The organism is Vibrio cholerae (genome assembly GCF_008369605.1).
GTDB lineage: Bacteria > Pseudomonadota > Gammaproteobacteria > Enterobacterales > Vibrionaceae > Vibrio > Vibrio cholerae.
Genome location: NZ_CP043554.1, coordinates 587226 through 611880, shown reverse-complemented (window position 1 = coordinate 611880; position 24655 = coordinate 587226). Strand labels below are relative to the sequence as shown.

Genomic DNA, 24655 nt, shown 5'->3' with positions numbered 1-24655 from the left:
TGCATTAGGTCGCAGCTTATCAAGAAAAAAGGTCAGCGACTGCTGACCTTCTGGTGGAAAACGGATTACGCTTTCTTACGTACGTGCGGTGCGGCTTTATCCAGCACACCGTTAACGAATTTATGGCTATCTTCCGCAGCAAACACTTTTGCCAGTTCAATCGCCTCGTTAATCACCACTTTGTATGGTACGTCTTCACGACGCGTCATTTCATACATGGCCAAACGCAGTAGCGCCAGTTCCATCATGTCCAGATCTTGCATCGGACGAGAAACAAAAGGACGCAGTTTGCTGTCGAGTTCATTGTGGTTTAAAACCACACCCGCCAGCAGATCACGGAAATAAGAAACATCGGTTTCAGGAGCAGCAAGAGCTGGCTCAGCGGCACGATGTTCTTCTTCATCGTACTTACCGCTGGTTAGAAATTGCTCTTCAATAGTCGCAACATTCTCTTTAGTAATTTGCCATGAATAAATTGCTTGTAGCGCAAATTGACGTGCATTACGACGTGCGGCTGGTTTCACACTGGCCCCCATTAGGAATCGATTTCAGAAAGAACATTAATCATCTCAAGTGCGCTCAGTGCTGCTTCAGCACCCTTATTACCAGCCTTGGTTCCTGCGCGTTCAATAGCTTGATCGATAGTATCAACAGTCAACACACCGAATGCGACTGGAATGCTAAATTCCAGAGACACTTGTGCCAGACCTTTATTCATTTCACTGCAAACGTAGTCAAAGTGCGGTGTACCGCCACGGATCACACAACCCAGAGAGACAATCGCATCGTAGTCGCCCGTTTTTGCAACACGTTGCGCTACCAGTGGCAGCTCAACCGCACCGGGACAACGCACAACGGTAATGTTGTCATCACTGATCTGACCGTGACGCTTAAGAGTATCGATGGCACCAGACAGCAAACTTTCATTGATAAAACTGTTGAAACGAGAAATCACAATCGCAATTTTCGCATTTGGTGCTGGGAAACCACCCTCGATCACTTTCATAAGCTTTCCTTTAACTCTGTTCATCAAGTGAGAATCGCCGGATTCTAGCACAAATTTGTGAGCAATATCTAACAGAAATTTGGGCTTACACCGCGCACCGCCATCAAGCTAAAACGCGGTAAACCAGCCATGAAATATCTTCAAACGACTTGGTTTTGCAGCGAGGCGGACAGTAAGTTCATCCCCCCAGTATAGGTAGGTTCTATGCTTGGAGGAATGAAGGTCGCTCACTCCACTGCCACTTCAAGTAGCAAGGGAATAGCGATTATTCGCAGACGTATTCGACCACATTGAGACCAAAACCACCCAATGCGTGGTACTTTTTGTTTGGTGAAGAGAGCAGACGCATCTCTTTCACTCCAAGATCAGCAAGGATTTGCGAGCCAACTCCGACCCGGCGTGAAGTGCCTTGTTTTTTGGCCATCGCAGGGGCTTCGCCTTTATCTTGCAGCTCAAACATTTTCACTCGGTGTAGCAAGAGCTCACTCGATTCTTCATGACCCAGGATCACCAACACCCCACCTTCTTGCCCAATACGCTGCATTGCTGTCGCAAGTGGCCAACTGCGCTCTGCCGCACGGTTGCTGTGCAGCAGATCGGTAAAAGTATCTTGTAGATGCACACGCACGAGAGTTGGCGCGCTAGTAATATCGCCTTTACGTAGAGCAAAATGGATTTGCTTATCGATGATGTCACGGTAAGTGACCAGCTCAAACTCACCATATTCAGTGGGCAGTTTACATTGCGCGACACGCTCAATGGTGGTTTCGGTGTGGTTGCGGTACTCAATCAAGTCTGCAATCGTACCCAGCTTTAAGCCGTGTTTTTCAGCGAACACTTCTAAGTCCGGACGACGCGCCATGGTGCCGTCATCATTAAGAATTTCCACAATCACCGACGCGGGCTCTAAACCAGCCAAGCGTGCCAAATCACACCCAGCTTCTGTGTGCCCAGCGCGCGTTAATACTCCGCCATCTTGTGCAGCCAGCGGAAAAATATGCCCCGGCTGAACCAAATCAGCCGCTTTCGCTTCTTTGGCCACTGCCGCTTGTACTGTGCGCGCGCGATCCGCCGCTGAAATACCGGTGGTCACGCCTTCGGCCGCTTCAATCGAAACGGTGAAATTGGTGGTGTACTGGGCATTATTATCTTGCACCATGGGATTTAAACCCAGACGGCGACAACGCTCTTTCGTGAGCGTTAAACAGATGAGGCCGCGGCCATGGGTTGCCATAAAATTGATCGCTGCTGGCGTAATGTGCTCGGCCGCCATGATCAGATCGCCTTCATTTTCACGATCTTCATCATCCATCAGGATGACCATTTTGCCTTGACGAATGTCTTCAATGATCTCTTGTGGGGTGCTAATTGGCATGATGTCAGTCCTATTGTTATGAAGTCTCTGAGAGCAGAGATTAAGCAAAACCGTTTTGTTGCAAAAATGCCATGGTCAGACGCGATTGAGGTTCACTCTCTTGTTGACCTTGCAGTAAACGCTCCATGTAACGTGCCAATACATCCACTTCCAGATTGACTCGGCGTCCCACTTGGAATTCATCGATAGTGGTTTCTGCGCTGGTGTGGGGCACTATGGTCAGTTTAAACGCGTTTTTACGCAGATCATTGACCGTTAAACTGATGCCATCAACGGTAATCGAGCCTTTTTCTGCCACGTATTTGCTGATTTCTGCCGGCATATTGACCCACAGATCCACCGCACGCCCCACAGGAATACGCTCGACGATTTCACCTACGCCATCCACATGCCCTGAGACGATATGACCACCAAAACGAGTTGTAGGCAGCATGGCTTTTTCAAGGTTAACGCGATCACCAACCTGATACTGTGCAAAGCCCGATTTTTTGAGGGTTTCCATCGACAGATCCGCGCTAAAACTACGCTGATCAAAGGCCACAACCGTTAAACAGACGCCATTAGTGGCAATACTGTCACCGAGTTTAACATCGCCCATGTCCAGCTTACCCACATCCACACTGATGGTGACGTCGCTGCCTTTGGGGATAATAGCGGTCAGCTTGCCAACCGCTTCAACAATACCTGTAAACATAATGCTAATCTTTTGTTTTTGGGGTGGCGATGATCCGCAAATCTGCCCCCACCATTCGACAATCTTCTATTTTGAGTTCAATGGCCTCAGCCATTTCCGTCAAACCGAGCGCGCCAAATAAACCACGGCCATCACTGCCCATCAGTTTCGGCGCTAAATAGAGAATGATTTCATCCACCAACTTTTGCTCAATCAAGGATTGAGCCAGTTGGCTCCCCGCCTCTACCCATACTTGATTCACATTGTGTTGCTGAGCGAGCTGTGCCAAAAGCTCACGCAAATCAAGCTTTCCGTTCTCAGCAGAGATACAGAGTTCGGCATTCTCGCTGGCAACTCGCAGCACGGGTAAAGGTGTTTGGTATAACGCTAACTCTGGATGCAATTGATGTTGACGATCCAAAATCACCCGCAGTGGCTGACGCAAATCCGCTTCTGCGTATTGCGCCTGTACCGATGACGGTAAATCGTGCCAACGCACCGCCAGAGAAGCATTATCCGCCAGCACCGTTTGACTGGTGGAGAGAATCGCACTGGCTTGCGCGCGAAACCGCTGAACATCTTTACGTGCTGCAGGAGAGGTAATCCACTGGCTTTTACCGTTAGCGAGCGCGGTTTGTCCATCGAGACTCGCCGCCATTTTGAGCTGCACATAAGGCATGCCAGTTTCCATACGCTTTAGAAAACCGCGGTTGAGTGCTCGTGCATCCGCTTCCAACAACCCCACTTCAACCTCAATCCCGGCATCACGCAGCATTTGTACGCCCTTCCCCGCCACTTGTGGGTTCGAGTCTTGCATTGCGCAAATTACTTTCGCAACCCCGGCTTTAATAAGCCCTTCAGCACAAGGTGGTGTGCGACCATAATGAGAGCAAGGCTCTAAAGTGACATAAGCGGTCGCACCGCGGGTAAGCTCACCGGCTTGGCGCATAGCATGCACTTCAGCATGGGGTTCGCCCGCGCGAAAATGGAAACCTTCCCCTACAATCTGCTCACCGCGAGTGATCACGCAGCCGACATTAGGATTAGGAGAAGTGGTAAAACGCCCGCGCCACGCAAGTTCAATCGCGCGAGACATCATTTGATGATCAAAAGAGGTAAACATAGGCATAATCGCTTTCAGTTAATCCTATCGGTTAGTCCTGCAGTTTGGCGATCTCCTCGCCAAATTCACGGACATCTTCAAAACTACGATATACGGATGCAAAGCGAATATAGGCCACTTTATCTAGCACTTTCAGCTGTTCCATCACCAAGTTACCAATCAGTTTACTCGGAACTTCACGCTCGCCAGTGGCACGTAGCTTAGATTTTATGGTGCTGATCGCCAGTTCAATCGCATCGGCACTCACTGGGCGCTTTTCCAATGCGCGCTGCAAGCCACCAATCATTTTCTCTTCATCAAAAGGCTCACGATTACCATTCGATTTGATCACGCGCGGCATCACTAACTCCGCGGTTTCAAAGGTGGTAAAGCGCTCATTACAAGCCAGACACTGACGACGACGGCGCACTTGATGTCCGTCAGCCACCAGACGTGAATCGATCACTTTGGTATCGTTTTCAGAACAGAAAGGACAATGCATATTACCTCCATAACAAGGCAACCAGTGTAGCCGATGTGCTGTTGAGAGCCAAAGAAAAAGGGGCGCGAAGCCCCTTTACATCACATCTTTGCTTGATTTTTAGCTGCGTGACAGGTAATTGGCTTTGCCCACCCACTTGTAGCTGGTGAGCTCTTCTAGCCCCATCGGGCCACGCGCGTGCAGTTTTTGTGTTGAGACTGCCACTTCTGCGCCTAAACCAAACTGTGCTCCGTCCGTAAAACGCGTAGAAGCGTTGACATACACCGCCGCTGAACCAGCGGTATTCACAAACAGCTCAGCGTTATAGAGATCGTTGGTCATGATCGCATCGGAATGGCTCGCATTGTGCTCACGCATATGCTCAATAGCTTCTTGTACATCCTGTACCACTTTCACGCCTAAGGTGTAGCTGAGCCATTCGGTATCAAAATCGCCCGCTTGCGCATCACGCAGCTCAGCCGCGGCATGCATCAAGGCTTTGGCTTTGGGCTCCGCCACAAACGCCACTTTGCCATTCAGTTTTGCGATGAGTTTGTCTAGTAACGGTTTGGCAATCGCTTGATGGACTAACAAAGTATCTAGCGCATTACACGCCGATGGGCGCTGCACTTTAGCGTTTTCAATCACGGCAACCGATTTATCCAGATCGGCACTTTCATCCACGAAAATATGGCTAATGCCAAAGCCGCCAATGATCACAGGCACAGTGCTGTTTTCTTTGCACATTTTGTGCAGGCCCGCACCGCCACGTGGGATGATCATGTCGACGTAATCATCCATTTTCAGGAGTTGCGTCACCAGTTCACGATCCGGCTTTTCAATGTACTGCACAGAAGCCGCTGGTAGACCTGCTTTATCCAACGCCGACTGGATCACTTTGACCAGTTCCATGTTAGAGAAAAACGTCTCTTTGCCTCCTCGCAAAATCGCGGCGTTACCGGTTTTTAAACACAGCGCCGCAATATCAATGGTGACATTAGGGCGAGCTTCATAAATGACGCCGACCACACCAAGGGGTACGCGACGGCGTGCCAATGACATGCCGTTTTCCAACACTCGGCTATCAATTTCGCTACCGACGGGATCGTTCAATTTGATCACGTTACGCACATCGTTGGCGATTGCTTGCAAGCGAGACTCATTGAGCAGCAAACGATCCAGCATGGCATCAGACAAACCCGCTTCGCGCCCCAGCGCAATATCTTTTGCGTTTGCAGCAAGAATGCTCGCGCTTTGCGCTTCCAACTGATCGGCCATAATGGCGAGAGCCTGATTTTTTTGCGCGGTACTGGCGGTAGCCAGTTGGAAAGAGGCCGCTTTGGCCGCTTTACCGAGTACGGTTAAATCCATCATTCTCTCCTTTATTCTTGAATCACGACCATGTCGTCGCGGTGGATCACTTCTGAGCCGTGATCGTAGCCTAAAATATCGATGATCTCTTTACTGTGCTTACCAGCAATTTGCGCCAACTCGTCATTGGAGTAGGCCGCGATGCCGCGCGCAATCAGATGACTTTGCTTATCCAGTACCCGCACCACTTCACCACGGGCGAACTGACCTTGCACTCGCACCACACCTTTGGCGAGCAAGCTGCTGCCCTTGGTTTGCACCGCTTTCACTGCGCCATCGTCAATCACGATATCACCCGATGCCGCTGGGCCTGCCAAAATCCAGCGTTTGCGGTTTTCTAACGCTTCTTCCAAAGCTAAGAAGCGCGTGCCTTGTGGCTCATCACTTAAGGAGTCAAAAATCACATTGGGCGCACGACCTGCCGCAATGATGACTTCAATACCAGCACGGCGAGCAATGTCCGCCGCTTGCAGCTTGGTGGCCATGCCGCCCGTACCGAGTGTAGTGCCACTGCCACCAGCAATTTTGCGCAGTGTGTCATCAATGGTGGTCACTTCTTTGATCAGTTGGGCATTGGGATCTTTACGTGGATCGGCGGTGAACAAGCCTTTTTGATCAGTCAATAGCAGCAGTTTATCCGCGCCACACAAAATACCGACCAGCGCCGATAAGTTATCGTTGTCACCGACTTTGATTTCATTGGTTGCTACCGCATCGTTTTCGTTGACCACAGGCACAATGCCGTTTTCAACTAACGCATTGATGGTGTCACGCGCATTAAGGAAACGCTCACGGTCATCAAGATCAGCACGGGTGAGCAGCATCTGACCAATTTTGATGCCATAAATCGCAAATAACGATTCCCAGACCTGAATCAAACGACTTTGCCCAACCGCTGCCAGCAGTTGCTTGCTGGAAATCGCGTTGGGCAGCGCAGGGTAACCTAAATGCTCACGGCCAGCCGCAATGGCGCCCGAGGTCACGATCACTACTGAGTGACCTTGCTTTTTGAGTTCAGCACACTGGCGAGCGAGCTCAACCATATGAGCACGATCCAGCGCAAGAGTACCGCCGGTCAGAACACTGGTTCCCAGCTTCACAACAACCGTTTGTGGAGCTTTGATGCTTCGTTGATTTGTGGTCATGATTGCTTCTGTTGAGAAAAACTTTAAGAGACGATGTTTTAGCAATCCACACTGCAATGCACAAGCAGAAAAAGGTGCAAAAGCACCTTTTTCTTCGGGTTATCGATTGAACAGGGTTAATTAGGCAAATGGCGCGGACTCGGTTGAGACCGTGACAGAGATTTCGAAACGTTCACGTAACGTTTTGACTAACTTTTTGTGAAATTCCGCTTGAGTATGATTAACCTCCGCTTGGGCAGATTCTGGTATCGCTTCTGCAACCCAATCTCCCGCAAGCGTATAGCGACCGATATGGTAGCAAGCTGACATTTCTTGCTCATTTTGCGTCAACTCCATCCACCAGCCCCAAAACTCGCGTTTTTCAGGGGATTTTTTATCATTCACACATGAGGCGAGACAATCAAATAAGTAGAATCGCTCACTACACTGCCCTTCGCGTAAATAAGGCCCCATCGCTTTCAAGGTCGAGAGCAGGCGGTAGTGGGTAGGGGTTTTGGTCATCTCTGACATAGTTCATCTCCATAAGCAGCAATTGAGAGCCATGTTATCTCCCTCAAGCGACAGCTTCGGCGGGGAGATTTTAGAATTGGACGAACAAATATTCGCCACTTACTGCTTACTTTTGATGACTTTTATGGAAATGTCACTTGCAAAGTTCATCTTCTAGCCAGTTTATTGCCAAATCGAGGGATTGCTCATATCCCTGTGAAATGGTTTTACTTTTTACTTTCTTCGCTTGCCCACCTTGGCTAAAGAGTGCCACGAGTTGGTTGTCTGAATAAGGCGATACCGGATCTCCTTCCAATCCCAGTGCTAAAATCGGCGTTTTGGTTCTGCGGCCAGACATAAAACCCTGCACTTTTAGCGACCATGCCATCAATTGCCCGGATAAGCTGCGCACATCGACTACGTTTTTGCCTAAACGTGACGCCAGTACATCAAGATACATTTTGGGCATAGCGGCCAACTTATTAGGGGAGGTGAAAATATCGTGAATTGGCGCGCCAAGTGAAACACAAGCTTTCACCTTATCCGACTCGAGAAAAGCCAGCCGCGCCATCGCATTCCCACCAAAACGAAAACCAATCAGCCCGATACGGAAATGATCCACCCAAGGCAGATCTGCCAGCTGGTTCAGTACCGCTTGATGCAAGCAGGAGGAATCTTCAGTCAATGGCCAGTGAGAGCTTGCGCCCAGTGACGGCATATCAATGGTCAGCATGGCGATATCTCGCTTGGCTAAATAATCGCGAAATAGACGCCACATATCGGTTTGTAAGCTATCTAACCCCGCACTGACCAGCACCACAGGCTTTGGAGAATCGGTATTACGTAGATGCAAATAACCAGCAATTTTTTTGTTTTGATAGGAAAACTCTAAGCGCTTAACCACAAATCCCGTCAGCTTTGCCGCTTCTTGATAGGCATTGTTTGCGAGCACTTGGGCTTGTAAAGCCAAGTTGTCGTTTCGAAGATGAGGATAACCCGCGATGCTGTAATAGAGCGCCGCGGCAAACATTTGATCGGCCGCCTCTTCTCCTTGACGCTCCGCCGCTTGCTTTTGATGTAACATGCCAACGCGCGTCCATTCGTAGGTCCAGTTACCACTGCGATATCCCATCACAGTATCAAGCCACTCATCGTGAGTGCGCGAATGCTTAGAAGAGGCAATCCGCGCCAGGATCTCTTCCTGCTCAACCGGATCAACGCCCTGCCAAATCCACTGTAAACGGCGCAAATTACGGTACCAAGCTTGGGATGATTGTTCTCGGCGAGTATCTAACAGCTCTAAACTGCTTGGCATATATTGGGTAAGCGAAGATGTCTCTTTAGCTTGTTTGTGATTTTGAAACAGGGTCTCAGACAGGTTTTTGCTGCTCGCTTCTGACATAACAAGTCTCTTTACTGGCGTTGCGCTAAGTTGGGCTAACAGTAGTAAAAAAAAATGACCCTTGAAAGGGTCATTTTCAAATTCTCGGCAAAAAGACTATTTTTGCTTGCGATTAACTGGCTCAACATAAGACAGCACCATGTCCCATGGTTGCTCGATCCAAGTGTCTTGTGGAATATCAACCACGTACTCGTCAACCAAGTCTTTACCCGCAGGTTTAGCACAGACAGTCACAAATTTCGCTTTCGGATACATTTCACGGATTTTACGTGCGGTATCGCCGCTATCGACCAGATCATCAATGATCAGGAAACCTTCTCCGTCATGCTCTGGTGCTTTAAGAACAGTCATATCACGCTGGTGATCATGGTCATAGCTAGAGATACACACCGTATCCACATAGCGAATGCCCAACTCACGAGCGAGAATAGCAGCAGGAACTAAGCCACCACGGCTGACACCCAAGATACCTTTCCATTGTTCTGCAGGCATTTGACGCTGTGCAAGTTCACGGCAGTAATGCTGCATATTGTCCCAGGTGATAACGAATTTTTTGCTCATGTGATAAACCTAAATTGAATTTTTATAATGTCTTCTCTTACGCCGCCAAAATGTATTTGATGACAAAAATGGCCGCCATAACCCATACACTGAGAGAGACGCTGCGTCCTTTACCACTGAAAAGTTTGATTGCGGCATAAGCAATAAAACCGAGTGAGATACCTTCCGCAATCGAGAATGTCAGAGGCATCATCAAACAGGTAACAACAGTGGGTGCCGCTTCAGTCAGATCACGCCAATCAATGCTCACTAACCCCGACATCATCAGAATAGCAACATAGAAAAGTGCACCGGCCGTCGCATAAGCTGGGATCATACCCGCTAGTGGCGAGAAGAATAATGCAAGAAGGAACAAAATGCCAACCACCACAGCAGTTAAACCAGTGCGGCCACCAACAGCAACACCGGAGACACTTTCAATATAAGAAGTGGTGTTTGAAGTACCGAGCAGAGCGCCGACAGACGTTGCTGTCGAATCCGCCAACAGGGCACGATTCAGGCGTGGAATTTTGCCATCTTTTTCGATTAATCCCGCTTTGGTTGCAACGCCAACCAAGGTGCCCGCAGTGTCAAATAGGTCAACAAACAAGAACGCAAACACCACAGAAATCATGCCGATCTCAAAGACAGCAGAGAAATCGAGTTGCATCAAGGTCGGCGCGATACTCGGAGGCGTAGACATAATGCCGCCCCATTGCACATCACCAAATACGAGACCGAGAGCTGTCACCGCTAAAATAGCAATCATCACCGCGCCTTTGACGCCGCGATAGACTAAACCAATCGTCAGGAAGAAGCCCACCGCTGCCAACACCGCATGCAGCGAAGTGATTGCGCCTAAAGAAACCAGTGTTGCTGGATTATCGACCACAATGCCCGCATTTTTTAATGCGATGAAAGCTAAGAACAGACCAATACCCGCTGAAATGCCGGTACGTAAAGAGTGAGGAATCGAGTTGATGATCCACTCACGGATTTTGAACAAGCTGAGTAGAATAAACAGCACGCCCGAGCAGAACACCGCGGCCAGAGCGACTTGCCAAGTGTGTCCCATACCTAGAACCACACCATAAGTGAAGAAGGCATTAAGCCCCATACCTGGCGCTTGAGCGATAGGATAATTGGCAATAAAACCCATAATGAAACAGCCAATCGCGGCCGCCAAACAGGTCGCCACGAAAACCGCACCGCGATCCATTCCCGCATCCGACAAAATGGCTGGGTTAACAAAAATAATGTAAGCCATGGTCAGGAAAGTCGTGACCCCAGCGAGGATCTCAGTGCGCACGTTCGTGCCGTATTCACTGAGTTTAAAAAGCTTTTCCAGCATGTTCGAATCCTTTAGTGGTAAAAAAGTAAACGGTTGCGTAAACGATTGGCGGCGATTATAGAGTTATCAAAAAACAAATTCCAGACACAATTCTGACTGTACGCGGGTTTTCTAACCAAAAAGGGAATCTGTCGATCAGAAGATAAGTCAATTGCTCAATACCAACAGAATGTTGCGATCAAGTTCGAATAGGGAAGATTTTTTGAGGATAAAAAAACGCCACCTCAAGTGAGATGGCGGTGAATCATATCGACCAAATTTGGTCGTCAATAAATTCCAATTTAGGGGTGAACAAAACTTGTTCGAGACGCAAAAATTGCGTATCAGTAGCCGAAGCTACGAGGGTATGCAAAGTTACCGGTGTACACAGAGTGTTGGTTCCAGAACATTGCAGACGATAAACCTTTATTCATAACTATCACCATTAAAATCAAAACTGTTTACTTGATTTCTCGGTTCCATGGAGGCGATAAATCGGACTCATCCTTTGAGCGTTTTCTCTTCGCTAGCGAAGCTGTACACAAATATACCACCAAGAAATTAAATTACAACACTTAAGGTGATTAAAATCACAAAAATCATTTAAATTGATCTTGGTCAGCATTTTTTAGTAATTTAATTACAACTTTATTAAGAAAAATTACAGTTAAAGTGCATGAAGATGCATTTGCCTACCTCAGTCACGTTACGTCTTCTTATTATTCCTGACGCTAGCCGATGATCAAAACCCGTTTTCCTGCCACTTTTGACCTACACCCTGCCCCTGCACAGTGATATGCTGTGCAACGAAAGTACCTACCTGTTACAGGCAAATTCTCTGCCACGACCCAGCTCTGGAGAGAGGATACACGGGAAAAATTACAGTAAGGAGTCATCTGTGTCTGAGTTCCAAACCGAAATCAGTAAGTTATCGTCAAATCCAATTTGGCCATTTTTCGCCACTATCTGTTCCATCCCGCACCCTTCAAAACATGAAGAGGCATTAGCTCAATACATTATCAACTGGGCTAAAGAACAAGGATTGGCCGTTCGTCGTGATGAGACCGGTAACGTCTTTATTAAAAAGCCAGCGACACCGGGCATGGAAAATCGTAAAGGTGTGGTACTTCAAGCGCACATTGATATGGTGCCGCAAAAAAATGAAGACACAGTGCATGATTTCACCAAAGATCCGATCCAGCCTTATATTGATGGTGAATGGGTTACCGCTCAGGGCACTACGCTTGGCGCGGATAATGGTATCGGCATGGCTTCTTGCCTAGCAGTACTGGCCTCCAAAGAGATCCAACATGGTCCAATTGAAGTTCTGCTGACTATTGATGAAGAAGCGGGCATGACCGGCGCTTTTGGCCTCAAAGAGGGTTGGCTGGAGGGCGACATTCTGCTCAATACCGACTCTGAGCAAGAAGGTGAAGTCTATATGGGCTGCGCGGGAGGCGTGAACGCCGAGTTCACTTTCTCCATTGAGCGTGAAGCGCTCCCTGCTGGTTATGTTGGTCGCCAACTGATCTTAAAAGGTTTGAAAGGCGGTCACTCGGGTTGTGATATTCACACTGGCCGTGGTAACGCTAACAAGCTGATGGCACGCTTTCTCGCAGGCCATGCGAAAGAATTAGATCTGCGCTTAGTCGAATTCCGTGGCGGTAGTCTACGTAATGCGATCCCGCGTGAAGCTTTTGTCACCGTCGCCTTGCCAGAACAGCACGTAGCCGAATTAGAAACCCTATTCCACCGCTACACTGAGCTACTCAAAGCCGAGCTGGGTAAAGTTGAAACTCACTTGGTGACTTTCCTTGAAGCCAAAGAACTGCAAAGTGAAGTGCTGACCGCGCACACTCAACAACGTTTTGTTGCCGCTCTGAACACGTGTCCAAACGGTGTGATCCGCATGAGTGATGATATTGCAGGTGTTGTAGAAACCTCACTCAACGTGGGAGTGATCACCACAGAAGCCAACAAAATCAAAGTGCTGTGCTTGATTCGCTCCCTAATGGACTCAGGCCGCCACCAAGTCGAGGGCATGTTGCAATCGCTGGCACAACTTGCGGGGGCAGAGCTGGAGCTTTCTGGTGCTTACCCAGGCTGGAAACCCGATGCTGATTCTGAAATCATGCATATTTTCCGTGATATGTATGAAGGCATTTATGGCCACAAACCGAACATCATGGTGATCCACGCGGGTCTTGAGTGTGGGCTGTTCAAAAAACCCTATCCAAACATGGATATGGTCTCTTTCGGTCCAACCATCAAGTTCCCACATTCACCGGATGAAAAAGTGAAGATCGACACGGTTGATCTGTTCTGGCAACAGATGGTGGCGCTGCTCGCCAATATCCCAGTGAAAGCCTAACCGCTAAGAAGCCGAGTGCATAACTCGGCTTTTTTATATCAATTTTTTTTGTCGAAAAGGCAAATTTAATTCATTAGCTTGAGTTTGAGGTTGGCTGCTAGAGTTCGCCCCCTTGAAGTTCCCAGAGTTATTCACCAAACTCTCTTCAAGCGACAACTGGCCAAATGCGAGTTGTTTCGAGGGTGCTGCTTGTCCTTAGCGGTTGAAATTCACACACCAACATCCCAATCTCATCCCTCCCCCATAATTTTTCTTTCTTTCTTCCACTCAACTTTAACTTTCATCCTCCCAACCTCTCCCCATCACTTCTCTCCCTAAATTATCCCTTAACCCTATTCTCTAACACCTTCCTTCTACCATTTAATAAAATTCACACCCCTCATCCCCTTCAATCACCTACTATCCTTATATATCTTCCTATCAATCTCCTATATTATTAAATTATTTTTCCTCCCCTTACTAAATCACCTTCCAATATTATTCCCCAATTCCAATCTCACCATCCATCTACCCACATTCAAATAAAATAACTTCTACTCATCCATCCAAATTATCAACCCCATAAAACCAAAAACATCTTCTACCCATCCATTAAACCCCCACCCCACCAACACCCCCCCCCCCACCCCCCCCCCCCCAAAAAAACAAAAAAACCCAAAAAACCCCAAAAAAAACCCCAAAACCCCCCCCCCCCCCTAAACCCCCCCCCCCCCCCCCATCCCCCCCCTACCACATTCATCTCCCCCATTATATTTTCATATCCCCCAAACCCCCCCCCATTTCCCCCCCCCCTACCCCCCCCTGTCGCGTAACGCTTCGCTGTATTCGACCAAGCGTTTGATAGAAGCGTGCAAACAGCGTGGCCATGAAGTTCGAGTGATTGATGCCTTGCGCTGCTACATGAATATCAACTCTGACAAACCGGAGATTCATTACAAAGGCGAAGAGCTAGCCGGTTTTGATGCCGTGATTCCTCGCATCGGGGCTTCTGTCACTTTCTACGGTACTGCTGTACTGCGCCAGTTTGAAATGATGGGCGTTTACCCAGCCAATGAATCCGTTGCGATTACTCGCTCTCGTGACAAGCTGCGCTCCATGCAGTTGCTCTCTCGTCGCGGCATTGGAATGCCCATCACCGGTTTTGCGAGTAAGCCTGATGATGTCAAAGACTTGCTCGATATGGTCGGCGGCGCGCCAGTAGTGATTAAGCTATTAGAAGGCACACAAGGCATCGGCGTGGTATTGGCAGAAACCCGTACTGCGGCGGAAAGTGTTATTGAAGCGTTCATGGGACTCAAAGCCAATATCATGGTGCAAGAGTACATCAAAGAAGCAGGCGGTGCGGATATTCGCTGCTTTGTGATTGGTGATAAAGTGATTGCAGCGATGAAGCGCCAAGGCGCAGATGGTGAGTTTCGCTCGAACCTGCATCGTGGTGGTACGGCATCATTGGTCAAAATCACCCCTCAAGAGCGTAAAACGGCGATTGAAGCGGCCAAAATTATGGGATTGAATGTAGCGGGCGTAGATCTGCTGCGTTCTGCCCGCGGCCCGCTGGTTATGGAAGTAAACTCCTCACCGGGTTTAGAAGGCATTGAAGCCGCGACGGGGAAAGACATTGCGGGTATGATCGTCGAATTCATAGAGAAAAATGCAGCCAGTAAAAGGACTAAAACTCGTGGCAAAGGCTAAAAAGCACAGCGGCTTTTCATTTTTGGGGGAAACCATTCCCCCCTCTTCTCGGCGAGTTATCGAACTCGAAGCCGCCAAACTGTATACCGACTCCCCTCTTTCTATCCCCATCGAAGTTCTCCATGGCGCATCTCCCGGCCCCGTTTTGATGATCAATGCCGCCATTCATGGTGATGAACTCAATGGCGTAGAAATCATCCGCCAACTGCTCAATACACTTGATGAAAAAAAACTCAAAGGCACAGTGATTGCGGTGCCTATCGTCAATGTTTTCGGTTTTATTCACAAATCACGCTACTTACCCGATCGTCGTGATTTAAATCGCTGCTTTCCCGGCAGTGAAAAAGGCTCTCTAGCCTCACGTATGGCGCACACCTTTTTTTCCCAAGTCGCCGAGCGTTGTGATTACATCCTCGATCTGCATACCGGAGCGATTCACCGAACCAACCTACCGCAAATTCGTGCCGATCTGAGCAACAGCGAAACCCTGCGCATTGCACAAGCCTTTGCTACTCCAGTGATCATTGATTCACCTTTACGCGATGGTTCACTGCGTAGTGAAGCGGAAAAGCAGCAGATCCCCGTCTTAACTTATGAAGCGGGGGAAGCTCTGCGTTTTGATCCGATTGCCATCAATGCTGGGATCATCGGTATCAAGCGAGTGATGCAGTCCATCGGTATGCTGCGTCCTGGCCGTAAAAAGATACCTAACTCGATCATTGCAAAATCAACCAGTTGGCTACGTGCCGAAGCCGACGGTATTTTACGTACATTGGTGTCTTTAGGAGATAAGGTCGAAAAAGGCCAAGTGTTAGCTTACATCAACTCCCCACTTGGCAAGCTAGAAGTGGAGATTCGAGCCAACAAGAGCGGCATCGTGATTGGGCAACAAACGCTCCCCTTAGTCAATGAAGGTGATGCGGTGTTCCATCTCGCCTATTTTCATAAAGCTGATGACCTTATCGAACAAGTGGTCGAAGAGTTTATCGAAGAGTTAACGGAAGCCGATTTGGAGCCCTTAACCACAGGACATCTTGTCACTCTCTAAATACCGCATCTGCTCAATAGAAAAAGCCCTCATCATGAGGGCTTTTTCTTACGCCAGCCGCGCTTTATTTAGCCAAACGAAGCCCAAATCACTGTCGCCACTAAAACCGGGCAGACAAATTTCACATACCAAGGCCAGATTTTGCCAAATAAGCTTTGTTGCAGTTCCGGAAATCCGGCTTGCAGCTCTTTCATTTTGGCATCACGCTGCCATACCCAACCACCAAAGAGACAGAACATTAAGGCGGCAGTAGGCTGCAAATATTGCGTCGCTAGAGTGGCAACCAAACCAAACAGGGCACCAAAGTTATAGACAATCACCACACTAAACAGGGCAATCAAACCGCCCAATACCCAGCTGGTTGGCGTACGGCGAGTATTGAAACGCTCACCCACCAGTGCAACCGGACATTCAAGCATAGAGATAGAAGAAGTGAGCGCAGCGATGGTGAGCAGAAGGAAAAACACCATGGCGAAAATCTGTCCCAGTAAGCCCAAGCTATCAAACATCAAAGGTAATACGGTAAAGACTAAAGTATCAGAGCTCAGCAAAGAGCCATCTTGCGCATAAATCTGCACGCCTTTATTCATTGCCACAAACATTGCTGGCAACACAACCAAACCGGCAATAAAAGCCACCGCTGTATCCACCAAGGTCACGCTCATCGCCATTTTCGGCAAGTTCTCTTTCTTACTCAGATAAGAGCCGTAAATCAGCATCGAACAACCCCCAATGGTTAATGAGAAGAATCCCTGTCCCATTGCCGCCAAGATCAATTTACGATCCCACACTTTTTCAAAATCAGGGATCAGATAATGCTTCAATCCTTCCCAAGCCCCTTGCTGAGTCATGATGTAGATAAACAGCACGGCAAACAGCACAAATAGAGCAGGCATGAGTCGGGTTGACCAGCGCTCAATCCCCTGCTTCACGCCACCCTGCACAATCAAGATCGTTAACACATAAAAAATCAGCGTACCAAAAAGATTACGTTCGACACTGAATCCTTTCAGCCACGCACTTGCCGCGGTGAAACCAAACAGATCGGTCATGGCTCCCAGTAAAAAACAGATAATCCAGCCACCCACAATGCTGTAAAAGGCCAAGACGGCACTGGGTACACTGAGTCCGATCCAACCAACGAATCCACCGACTTTTTTCGCAGCAGGTTGAGAGGTGAGTGAACGCATACTATCGACAGGGTTAGCTTGGCCATAGCGGCCAATCGCCATTTCCACCACCAACATCGGGAAGGCGACCACAAAGATCAAAATAAGGTAGACCAATAAAAATGCGCCGCCACCATTGCTGGCCGCTTGAGTAGGAAACCCCCAAATATTACCTAAACCGACTGCAGCTCCAGCAGCCGCAAGAATAAAACCGAGGCGAGAGCTGAATGTCTCACGAGAATTTGATTGTGCCATTACGACGACTCACGATACCAACACACTAGTTAACTAGTACATTAATACAAAGCGGAGATTGACTCAATCAGCAACAGAATCATTCGCTGAAAAATCACCCAATCACTTTACTTTTATCGACTCAAATCAAATTTCAAATGATGTATCGTTTAAAATTTAGACAAAGTTTCGCACAACGTATCGATCTCGTCCGTGTTCTTTCGCATGATAAAGTGCCATATCCGCCTGATGGAACAAAGAGAGATAAGACTCCATCTTTGGAGAAATAGCATACACACCACCAATGCTCACCGTTAGATATTGGCAGAGTGCATCAACCGGATTAGCAATCGCGAGCTGCTCGATTTTGCTTCTCATCTGTTGTGCATACTGTTCTGCATCAAATGCACAGTCCGAAGCCAAAACAACACAAAACTCTTCTCCCCCAAAGCGCGCCACGATTTTCTCGCCATGGAACTCCACCGATTGGAGCACATCAGCCACGGAACATAAGGCTTCATCACCAGCCAAATGACCAAAGCTGTCATTGAAACGTTTGAAAAAATCGATATCGACAAGAAACAGCACCACATAGGCTTGCGGACGATCGCTCAAATAACTTTTAAGCTGCTTTTCTAAATGGCGACGATTGGAAATGCGGGTTAGTGGATCATGCTCAGACTGCCAACGTAACACTTGTTGACTATCCTCCAATTGTCCGACGATTCGGTTGATCGTAGTGGCAAATTCTTTCATCTCCGATGAGATAAAAGTACTCGCATCCGGCATTTTTCCGCCCGATGTTTTAAATTGTTGCAACACTTGACTGGCGGTCGTGATCGGTTTGATCAAGGCAATCACCACCCATAAATTGACTAAGTACATCACCAGTGAAAAGAACAGCAAAGCAAGAATTTCTTCGGTTCGAATGAAGGGAGGATGCTTAATGTGATGGTTAATTTTAAACAACACACTGGAATTACCGCTGTAATCGAGTTGCTTGATGTATGAAACATCCACTTCGTCTTGCGGTAAGGGCGCATCATTTTTACAGGTTAAGACTTCAATATCGACACCAGTGGCTTGCTCAACCACATTCGCAAACTGGGCGCGGACTTTTTTAATAAAGATTAAGAAACCTTTGTTACACCCTTTCCCATCACTGTCACAGACACGAGCGGTGGCAGCTAAATAGGGCTCATCCTCCACCACCATATAACGAACGGAAGTCGATATTTCATTCACACTTAAACGTGTCGCCTGCTGTAAAATACGTGAAAAATCCGGCAATAAGTGCTCATAGCTAGAGCTCTGCCCCGTTGCTGCGTCATATTTCTTGCCCCAAACCAAATTGCCCTCAGGATCATAGATAAATACGCCATCGAGGAATTGTGAACTGAAAGCGTGCTCTCCAATATTGCTTTGTGTGAACTCAAGGGTGGGTTTTGCAATGAAGTCTGCCATTTCATCCCAAGCGGCATAATCTGCCAAAGAAGCCCCCATCGCCTTACGTTCTAACGACAACAAGGTTTCAACCCGCTGCAGCTCGGCCTGTTGTAACTGCAGCACTTGCGCAACTTCACGATCATGTGACCAGAAATATTTAAAGGTCAGATAAAACATTAAAAAGCCTAACACCACCGCTAACGCATTGAGTGTCGTTAGCCAGCGTAGGCTAAAGTTATTTAAATTCATATCACCATCGTCATAATAAACCTTTACTTAGAACAAAAGAGCGCAGGTCACGCTCTTATCAGTTTAGATGGTGAAGACTTGATAGTTCTTTAGTTGAGGGATCTTTTTGTGTAATTGCTGTTCTTGTTGCGTCATTTTGTTCAGCGAATCACACCACTCTCGTCCTTGTTTCTCAAACGTCGAGCTTTGTTCTTTTAGCTTGCTGTCCAATTTGTTTTTTAAATCCGCCATGTTTTTACCAAGCTGGCTAAGATTCACCCCGCCCTCCTGCTGCATTTTATTCGCCATCACATCAAACGCACTGGTAAAAAATTGCTGCGTGAGGACTTCTTTTCCCTGCGCTAATTTCTGTTGCCATCGAGCTTGCATTGCAGCAAACGTTTCAGCGGGAACAACCAAATCACCATTTTTAAAGTACTCAGCTTTCGCTTCAGCAAACAAGGTGGCCATAGAGGTTTTCACATTATTAAACGCTTGTGGGGCCTCTAAAGAGAGTGCAACATCGTCAACTAACTGATTGGCTAGCTTCAAACTATCGTCTGCCCATCGCTGAGCTTTTGGCAGTAAACTGGTCAACTGCTCACGATACTGACGTACCGCTGCCTGCTGATCTGCGTTAAGCGAAACTCTCTTACCTTGAATATAAAGATTGTTCTGCTTATCGATCAGCGCTTTATCACTGCTGGTACGCAGGATCTCAATACGTTGAGTATTAAGATGCACTTCATTTTGGATATCCACCTGACATTGTGCCGCCCAAGTGGAGGAACTCATTAATAGCGCTAAGGTTAAAAACGATTTTTTCATGGTGTTCTCTGGCCGATTTTTTGCCAACTATAATCAATCCTGATGAATACTACGCCAATAAAACGTCAAAAATGACACTTTCCTGCCGTTTATTGTTCAATTCATCAAATCAACCCCCTGATAAAGGAACCCAAAGTTGAACTCTCTCTCATTCATTTAGAGTGGTATATCAATAACAAACACACTATACCAAACGATTTGCATTAGGCGACGAAAGGATAACGCTCTTTATCACCTCACTCCATGATGTCTGTTTTAAGAGAGGCATCGGCCTATTGCCATCCATCACTCGGAAACATCGATAGCTGTTTCATCTGCAATTCCGGCTTAAGCATGACACTTAAACCAAGTAAGCGAATTTCTCGTCCTTGCTGGCGAGTTAACACTTGCTCTAACAGCTCGTGGAAGTAGTCGAGCTCTAATGCAGGGTGAACATGCTCAATGGTTGTCTGTTGGAAATCAGCAAATTTCACTTTAATTCCTTGTTTAATAATGCCTCGCTGTGGATGAGCCCGACTCAAACGAGCATCTAGCTCCGGATACAATTTCTGTTCAATCACTTGCCAACACTCCTGAAACGTCAAAATGTTTTGGCTAAAGGTGTACTCCACACCGACAGATTTTCGTTCGCGCTCAGTCACCACTTCACGTTCATCAATGCCGTGACTTTTTTTCCACAACGAAGCACCTAAACGCCCAAATTGATGCAGTAACTTGCGATAATCCGCTCGCCTTACATCCGCTCCGACATAAAGACTGGCTTGATGCAGCTTTTCTAACGCCACCTTACCGACTCCCGGTATTTTTTCCAGCGGCAAACTATCGACCATCTCCTGAACTTTGTCAGGCGTCACCACATACAAGCCATCAGGTTTATTTAAGTCGGACGCAACTTTTGCAAGAAACTTGATCGGCGCAACACCAGCGGACGCCGTTAAATTCAACTCTTGCCAAATATCACGTCGAATCGCTTGAGCAATTAAGGTCGCACTACCTTGATAGGCAGTCGATTCACTGACATCAAGATAGGCCTCATCAAGTGAAAGAGGCTCAATCAACGAGGTATAACGCTGAAAAATAGTTTGGATTTGTTGAGAAACACTTTTGTAGACAGACATCCGCCCCGGGACAACATGCAGTTGTGGGCAGAGTTTTAATGCCTGAGCGGTAGGCATAGCAGAACGAACGCCAAATTTGCGCGCCTGATAGTTGCATGTACTGATCACTCCACGCTGCTTTTCATGTCCGCCCACGGCCAGTGGTATCTCTCGATACGCAGGGTTATCCCGCATTTCAACGGCAGCGAAAAAGCAGTCCATATCGACATGGATAATTTTACGAATTCTGTCTTGCATAGCCCACCAATACTGTATATATAAACAGTATAATAATAAGCCATCGATAAGGAAAGTCTGATAAACAAAAAGCCCGCCGGAGCGAGCTTTTTGATGCGATAGCACGGATTATGCGATCCGATCTTTTTCCCAAGCCGCAAGACGCTCGGCGCGGGCGGCTGCTTTAGCTTCACGTTTTTTACGTGCATCACAAGGCTCAGGGCAATTGCAGACTTTTTCGATGCCCACTGCACCTAAACCACCACAACTGCCTTTCACCACTTTACGTTGGAAAATGTAACCAACGGCCATGGCGGCAATCACGGCCAGAAAGAAACCAAAAGTAATCAAAAAGGTGTTCATTGTTTTATGCTCACTATTACTTACTTAAAAACGGTTTAAAGCTGCTTGATGCGTACTCTTTAAAGCCATCATCCGTTTTCACAATCATTAAAACCGGGATCTGATTAGCTTCTGCGACAGCCATACCACGCTCTTCGCCCATGACCATTAAGCCTGTCGCTAAGCCATCCGCCGTCATACAAGACTTATCCAGTACCGTCACAGAGACCACGCGGTTATTGATTGGGCGTCCGGTGGTTGGATCGATGATATGCGAGTAACGAACGCCATCTTGCTCAAAGTAGTTACGGTAATCACCGGAGGTTGCGATCGCATAATCACCCGGTTCGATGATCTCTTGTACACTACGCTGATCAACACTTGGCTTTTCTATCGCAATACGCCAGGGAACACCATCACGGTTCAGTCCTTTCAAACGGATTTCTCCGCCAATTTCTACCATGTAGTTTTCGATACCTTGAGATTGAAGGTAATCGGCGACCACATCTACTCCCCAACCTTTGGCAATCGTAGACAAGTCGACATACAGTTCAGGAATATCTTTACTCAGCATATTCCCTTCAATCGTCAGATGCTCAATGCCAGTAATAGCACGACGTGCATTCAGCTCTTCATCGGTTGGTACCACATCAGGACGGGCTTCAGGGCCAAATCCCCACAGATTAACCAAAGGTCCGACGGTCACATCTAAAGCACCTTCAGTAAGACCGTTCAAACGAATCGCCTCTTTCACCACGGTTAACGTTTGGGTAGAAACGACAAAAGGTTCGCTACTGGTATGCTGGTTAAAACGGCTAAGCTCAGAGTCTTTACGGTAAGTCGACATTTGATCGTTCACTTCTTCAAGGAGTCGATCAATCTCGGTTTGCAGTGTTTTCGAATCCGCAATGCCCGGCTGTTGAATGTATTTGATGTTGTAAGTGGTTCCCATGGTTGGGCCACTGAGATGTACCTGCTCTGCGGGCTTTTCACAGCCAGCCAGCAAGAGAAGAGAAGCTAATGCAACAAGCCAATTTCTCACTTGTTTACTCCTTTCATAGTTAAAAATTGATATGGGAAATACCGATGCCCTAAACCAGATAACCATCGACACTTTCAATATCCGATTTGTAAAAAACAATGGCTGACTCGAACGAGCCAGCCATCGCAGTGTAGCGAGTTATCGATTAACCACCGAAGTCATCCAGTAGGATGTTTTCCTCTTCTACACCTAGGTTTTTCAGCATGTTGATCACTGCCGCGTTCATCATCGGAGGTCCACACATGTAGTATTCACAATCTTCTGGAGCTTCGTGATCCTTCAGATAGTTTTCATACAGTACGTTATGGATGAAACCGGTGTAGCCTGTCCAGTTATCTTCTGGTTGAGGATCTGACAGAGCACAGTGCCATACGAAGTTGTCATTCTCAGCCGCTAAGCCATCGAAATCTTCCACGTAGAACATCTCACGCTTAGAACGCGCACCGTACCAGTAAGACATCTTACGCTTAGACTTCAGACGCTTAAGTTGGTCAAAGATATGCGAACGCATTGGCGCCATACCCGCACCACCACCGATAAATACCATCTCTGCATCCGTGTCTTTCGCGAAGAACTCACCGAACGGACCCGAAATCGTACATTTATCACCGGCTTTCAGTGACCAGATGTAAGAAGACATTTGGCCTGGTGGCACATTTGGATTGTTTGGCGGCGGAGTCGCGATACGCACGTTAAGCATAATGATGCCAAACTCTTCTGGGTAGTTCGCCATTGAGTATGCACGGATGATTGGCTCATCCACTTTAGACTCATAACGGAACAGATTGAATTTGTCCCAGTCACCACGGTATTTCTCAGGTACATCAAAATCGGCGTACTTAACATGGTGCGCAGGCGCTTCAATCTGAATGTAACCACCCGCACGGAATGGTACTGATTCACCATCAGGAATCGCAAGCTTCAGCTCTTTGATGAAAGTGGCTTTGTTATCGTTAGAGATAACCGTACATTCCCACTTCTTCACGCCAAAGATCTCTTCTGGCAGTTCCAGATCCATATCTGCTTTTACAGCAACCTGACACGCCAAACGCTCACCTTCACGGGCTTCGCCTTTGCTGATGTGATCCAGTTCTGTCGGCAGAATATCACCGCCACCTGATTTGATTTTTACACGGCATTGGCCACATGAACCACCACCACCACAAGCTGAAGATACGAATACACCAGCGCCTGCCAGTGCAGTCAGCAACTTACCACCCGGTTGGGTTACGATCGCTTTTTCAGGATCGCCATTAATAGAAATTGTAATGTCACCTGTTGGTACTAGCTTGGATTTGGCGAACAGAATCACCAGAACCAAAGCCAGTATAATCAGGGTAAACATCACTACACCAAAAATAATAGTAGACATTAACTATTCCTTTATTGCTGCGGTTTACCCGACTTACAGTTGAACACCAGAGAAAGACATGAAGCCCAACGCCATCAAACCAGCCGTGATAAAGGTAATACCTAAACCACGCAGACCTGGAGGAACGTCTGAATACTTCATCTTCTCACGGATACCTGCAAGAGCGACGATAGCCAGCATCCAACCCACACCAGAACCGAAACCGTATACCACAGATTCAGCAAAGCTGTAGTCGCGCTGCACCATGAAAGACACACCACCGAAGATCGCACAGTTTACTGTGATCAGCGGAAGGAAGATGCCCAGTGCGTTATACAGAGGCGGGAAGAAGCGATCGAGGATCATTTCCAGAATCTGTACTAATGCCGCAATAACACCGATAAAGGTAATAAAGTTCAGGAAGCTAAGATCTACCCCTTCAACCAGTGCATCTGGCTTAAGCACAAGGTTGTACACCAGATTGTTAACTGGTACAGAGATAGTCAGTACTACGATTACCGCAATACCTAAGCCGAATGATGTCTTAACTTTCTTCGACACCGCCAAGAATGTACACATCCCTAGGAAGAAAGAGAGTGCCATGTTCTCGATGAAAATCGATTTCACCAGCAGACTAATATAATGTTCCATGACAA

23 protein-coding genes are annotated in these 24655 nt (G+C 47.5%); 3 read left to right on the top strand and 20 right to left on the bottom strand.

Annotation, left to right across the window (positions count from 1 at the left end):
* Positions 1-65 precede the first annotated feature (65 nt).
* From nusB to F0316_RS02835, 12 genes are all read right to left on the bottom strand, one after another.
* Positions 66-536, bottom strand: coding sequence for a transcription antitermination factor NusB (gene nusB / locus F0316_RS02890; RefSeq protein ID WP_000501296.1), 471 nt, complete (start codon positions 534-536; stop codon positions 66-68).
* Positions 536-1006 (bottom strand): 6,7-dimethyl-8-ribityllumazine synthase, encoded by a 471-nt coding sequence (gene ribH / locus F0316_RS02885; protein WP_000864130.1) that lies wholly within the window; start codon positions 1004-1006, stop codon positions 536-538. Before ribH ends, nusB begins: the two co-directional genes overlap by 1 nt.
* A gap of 265 nt (positions 1007-1271) precedes the next feature.
* Positions 1272-2381, bottom strand: a complete 1110-nt coding sequence (gene ribBA / locus F0316_RS02880) for a bifunctional 3,4-dihydroxy-2-butanone-4-phosphate synthase/GTP cyclohydrolase II (RefSeq protein ID WP_001122865.1) — start codon at positions 2379-2381, stop codon at positions 1272-1274.
* Between the two features lie 40 nt (positions 2382-2421).
* Positions 2422-3075: a riboflavin synthase gene (locus F0316_RS02875; RefSeq protein ID WP_000493874.1), complete on the bottom strand. Its 654-nt coding sequence runs from the start codon at positions 3073-3075 to the stop codon at positions 2422-2424.
* Between the two features lie 4 nt (positions 3076-3079).
* Positions 3080-4183: a bifunctional diaminohydroxyphosphoribosylaminopyrimidine deaminase/5-amino-6-(5-phosphoribosylamino)uracil reductase RibD gene (ribD, locus tag F0316_RS02870; RefSeq protein ID WP_149560198.1), complete on the bottom strand. Its 1104-nt coding sequence runs from the start codon at positions 4181-4183 to the stop codon at positions 3080-3082.
* A 25-nt stretch (positions 4184-4208) separates the two neighbouring features.
* Positions 4209-4658, bottom strand: coding sequence for a transcriptional regulator NrdR (nrdR, locus tag F0316_RS02865; protein WP_000543544.1), 450 nt, complete (start codon positions 4656-4658; stop codon positions 4209-4211).
* A 99-nt stretch (positions 4659-4757) separates the two neighbouring features.
* The gene (locus F0316_RS02860; RefSeq protein ID WP_000366562.1) at positions 4758-6008 is read right to left on the bottom strand and encodes a glutamate-5-semialdehyde dehydrogenase; all 1251 of its coding nucleotides are present in this window, start codon (positions 6006-6008) and stop codon (positions 4758-4760) included.
* A gap of 11 nt (positions 6009-6019) precedes the next feature.
* Positions 6020-7153 (bottom strand): glutamate 5-kinase, encoded by a 1134-nt coding sequence (gene proB, locus F0316_RS02855; protein ID WP_000210573.1) that lies wholly within the window; start codon positions 7151-7153, stop codon positions 6020-6022.
* Positions 7154-7273: 120 nt separating this feature from the next.
* Positions 7274-7663 carry a sigma factor-binding protein Crl gene (crl, locus tag F0316_RS02850; protein WP_001293331.1) on the bottom strand — a complete coding sequence of 130 codons (390 nt, stop codon included), beginning with the start codon at positions 7661-7663 and terminating at the stop codon, positions 7274-7276.
* A gap of 133 nt (positions 7664-7796) precedes the next feature.
* Positions 7797-9044 carry an esterase FrsA gene (frsA, locus tag F0316_RS02845; protein WP_001287570.1) on the bottom strand — a complete coding sequence of 416 codons (1248 nt, stop codon included), beginning with the start codon at positions 9042-9044 and terminating at the stop codon, positions 7797-7799.
* A 96-nt stretch (positions 9045-9140) separates the two neighbouring features.
* Entirely contained in the window at positions 9141-9605 is a 465-nt protein-coding gene (gpt, locus tag F0316_RS02840; protein WP_000037415.1) for a xanthine phosphoribosyltransferase, read from the bottom strand.
* A 37-nt stretch (positions 9606-9642) separates the two neighbouring features.
* Positions 9643-10935 (bottom strand): NCS2 family permease, encoded by a 1293-nt coding sequence (locus F0316_RS02835; protein WP_000890417.1) that lies wholly within the window; start codon positions 10933-10935, stop codon positions 9643-9645.
* An 877-nt stretch (positions 10936-11812) separates the two neighbouring features.
* Here F0316_RS02835 and F0316_RS02830 point away from each other — a divergent pair.
* The 3 genes from F0316_RS02830 (at position 11813) to F0316_RS02815 (ending at position 16025) form a co-directional block, all read left to right on the top strand.
* Positions 11813-13285 carry an aminoacyl-histidine dipeptidase gene (locus tag F0316_RS02830; protein ID WP_001288790.1) on the top strand — a complete coding sequence of 491 codons (1473 nt, stop codon included), beginning with the start codon at positions 11813-11815 and terminating at the stop codon, positions 13283-13285.
* A gap of 801 nt (positions 13286-14086) precedes the next feature.
* A complete protein-coding gene (rimK, locus tag F0316_RS02820; RefSeq protein WP_149560197.1) occupies positions 14087-14977 on the top strand; it encodes a 30S ribosomal protein S6--L-glutamate ligase in 891 nt (296 codons plus the stop codon).
* A complete protein-coding gene (locus tag F0316_RS02815; protein WP_134987292.1) occupies positions 14937-16025 on the top strand; it encodes a succinylglutamate desuccinylase/aspartoacylase family protein in 1089 nt (362 codons plus the stop codon). Before rimK ends, F0316_RS02815 begins: the two co-directional genes overlap by 41 nt.
* Positions 16026-16093: 68 nt before the next feature.
* Here F0316_RS02815 and F0316_RS02810 read toward each other — a convergent pair whose 3' ends face one another.
* From F0316_RS02810 to nqrE, 8 genes are all read right to left on the bottom strand, one after another.
* Positions 16094-17449 carry a sodium-dependent transporter gene (locus F0316_RS02810; protein WP_000079385.1) on the bottom strand — a complete coding sequence of 452 codons (1356 nt, stop codon included), beginning with the start codon at positions 17447-17449 and terminating at the stop codon, positions 16094-16096.
* Positions 17450-17605: 156 nt separating this feature from the next.
* Positions 17606-19123, bottom strand: coding sequence for a diguanylate cyclase (locus F0316_RS02805; protein ID WP_149560196.1), 1518 nt, complete (start codon positions 19121-19123; stop codon positions 17606-17608).
* 63 nt (positions 19124-19186) lie between these two features.
* Positions 19187-19957, bottom strand: coding sequence for a YggN family protein (locus F0316_RS02800; protein ID WP_001888598.1), 771 nt, complete (start codon positions 19955-19957; stop codon positions 19187-19189).
* 245 nt (positions 19958-20202) lie between these two features.
* Positions 20203-21285: a DNA polymerase IV gene (gene dinB / locus F0316_RS02795; protein WP_149560195.1), complete on the bottom strand. Its 1083-nt coding sequence runs from the start codon at positions 21283-21285 to the stop codon at positions 20203-20205.
* 108 nt (positions 21286-21393) lie between these two features.
* A complete protein-coding gene (nqrM, locus tag F0316_RS02790) occupies positions 21394-21627 on the bottom strand; it encodes a (Na+)-NQR maturation NqrM (protein WP_001091359.1) in 234 nt (77 codons plus the stop codon).
* 16 nt (positions 21628-21643) lie between these two features.
* Positions 21644-22648, bottom strand: coding sequence for an FAD:protein FMN transferase (locus F0316_RS02785; RefSeq protein WP_149560194.1), 1005 nt, complete (start codon positions 22646-22648; stop codon positions 21644-21646).
* A gap of 145 nt (positions 22649-22793) precedes the next feature.
* Positions 22794-24020, bottom strand: a complete 1227-nt coding sequence (gene nqrF / locus F0316_RS02780; protein ID WP_000103964.1) for an NADH:ubiquinone reductase (Na(+)-transporting) subunit F — start codon at positions 24018-24020, stop codon at positions 22794-22796.
* A 33-nt stretch (positions 24021-24053) separates the two neighbouring features.
* Entirely contained in the window at positions 24054-24650 is a 597-nt protein-coding gene (nqrE, locus tag F0316_RS02775; protein ID WP_000401432.1) for an NADH:ubiquinone reductase (Na(+)-transporting) subunit E, read from the bottom strand.
* Positions 24651-24655 lie beyond the last annotated feature (5 nt).

Bases quoted from the DNA above. Each gene is read 5' to 3' on its own strand.
- proB (WP_000210573.1), bottom strand. From the start codon at position 7,153: ATGACCACAAATCAACGAAGCATCAAAGCTCCACAAACGGTTGTTGTG.
- ribD (WP_149560198.1), bottom strand. From the start codon at position 4,183: ATGCCTATGTTTACCTCTTTTGATCATCAAATGATGTCTCGCGCGATT.
- F0316_RS02835 (WP_000890417.1), bottom strand. From the start codon at position 10,935: ATGCTGGAAAAGCTTTTTAAACTCAGTGAATACGGCACGAACGTGCGC.
- ribH (WP_000864130.1), bottom strand. From the start codon at position 1,006: ATGAAAGTGATCGAGGGTGGTTTCCCAGCACCAAATGCGAAAATTGCG.
- F0316_RS02860 (WP_000366562.1), bottom strand. From the start codon at position 6,008: ATGGATTTAACCGTACTCGGTAAAGCGGCCAAAGCGGCCTCTTTCCAA.
- F0316_RS02805 (WP_149560196.1), bottom strand. From the start codon at position 19,123: ATGAATTTAAATAACTTTAGCCTACGCTGGCTAACGACACTCAATGCG.
- dinB (WP_149560195.1), bottom strand. From the start codon at position 21,285: ATGCAAGACAGAATTCGTAAAATTATCCATGTCGATATGGACTGCTTT.
- gpt (WP_000037415.1), bottom strand. From the start codon at position 9,605: ATGAGCAAAAAATTCGTTATCACCTGGGACAATATGCAGCATTACTGC.
- ribBA (WP_001122865.1), bottom strand. From the start codon at position 2,381: ATGCCAATTAGCACCCCACAAGAGATCATTGAAGACATTCGTCAAGGC.
- nusB (WP_000501296.1), bottom strand. From the start codon at position 536: ATGGGGGCCAGTGTGAAACCAGCCGCACGTCGTAATGCACGTCAATTT.
- crl (WP_001293331.1), bottom strand. From the start codon at position 7,663: ATGTCAGAGATGACCAAAACCCCTACCCACTACCGCCTGCTCTCGACC.
- nqrM (WP_001091359.1), bottom strand. From the start codon at position 21,627: ATGAACACCTTTTTGATTACTTTTGGTTTCTTTCTGGCCGTGATTGCC.
- F0316_RS02810 (WP_000079385.1), bottom strand. From the start codon at position 17,449: ATGGCACAATCAAATTCTCGTGAGACATTCAGCTCTCGCCTCGGTTTT.
- F0316_RS02815 (WP_134987292.1), top strand. From the start codon at position 14,937: ATGCAGCCAGTAAAAGGACTAAAACTCGTGGCAAAGGCTAAAAAGCAC.
- nrdR (WP_000543544.1), bottom strand. From the start codon at position 4,658: ATGCATTGTCCTTTCTGTTCTGAAAACGATACCAAAGTGATCGATTCA.
- nqrE (WP_000401432.1), bottom strand. From the start codon at position 24,650: ATGGAACATTATATTAGTCTGCTGGTGAAATCGATTTTCATCGAGAAC.
- F0316_RS02875 (WP_000493874.1), bottom strand. From the start codon at position 3,075: ATGTTTACAGGTATTGTTGAAGCGGTTGGCAAGCTGACCGCTATTATC.
- nqrF (WP_000103964.1), bottom strand. From the start codon at position 24,020: ATGTCTACTATTATTTTTGGTGTAGTGATGTTTACCCTGATTATACTG.
- frsA (WP_001287570.1), bottom strand. From the start codon at position 9,044: ATGTCAGAAGCGAGCAGCAAAAACCTGTCTGAGACCCTGTTTCAAAAT.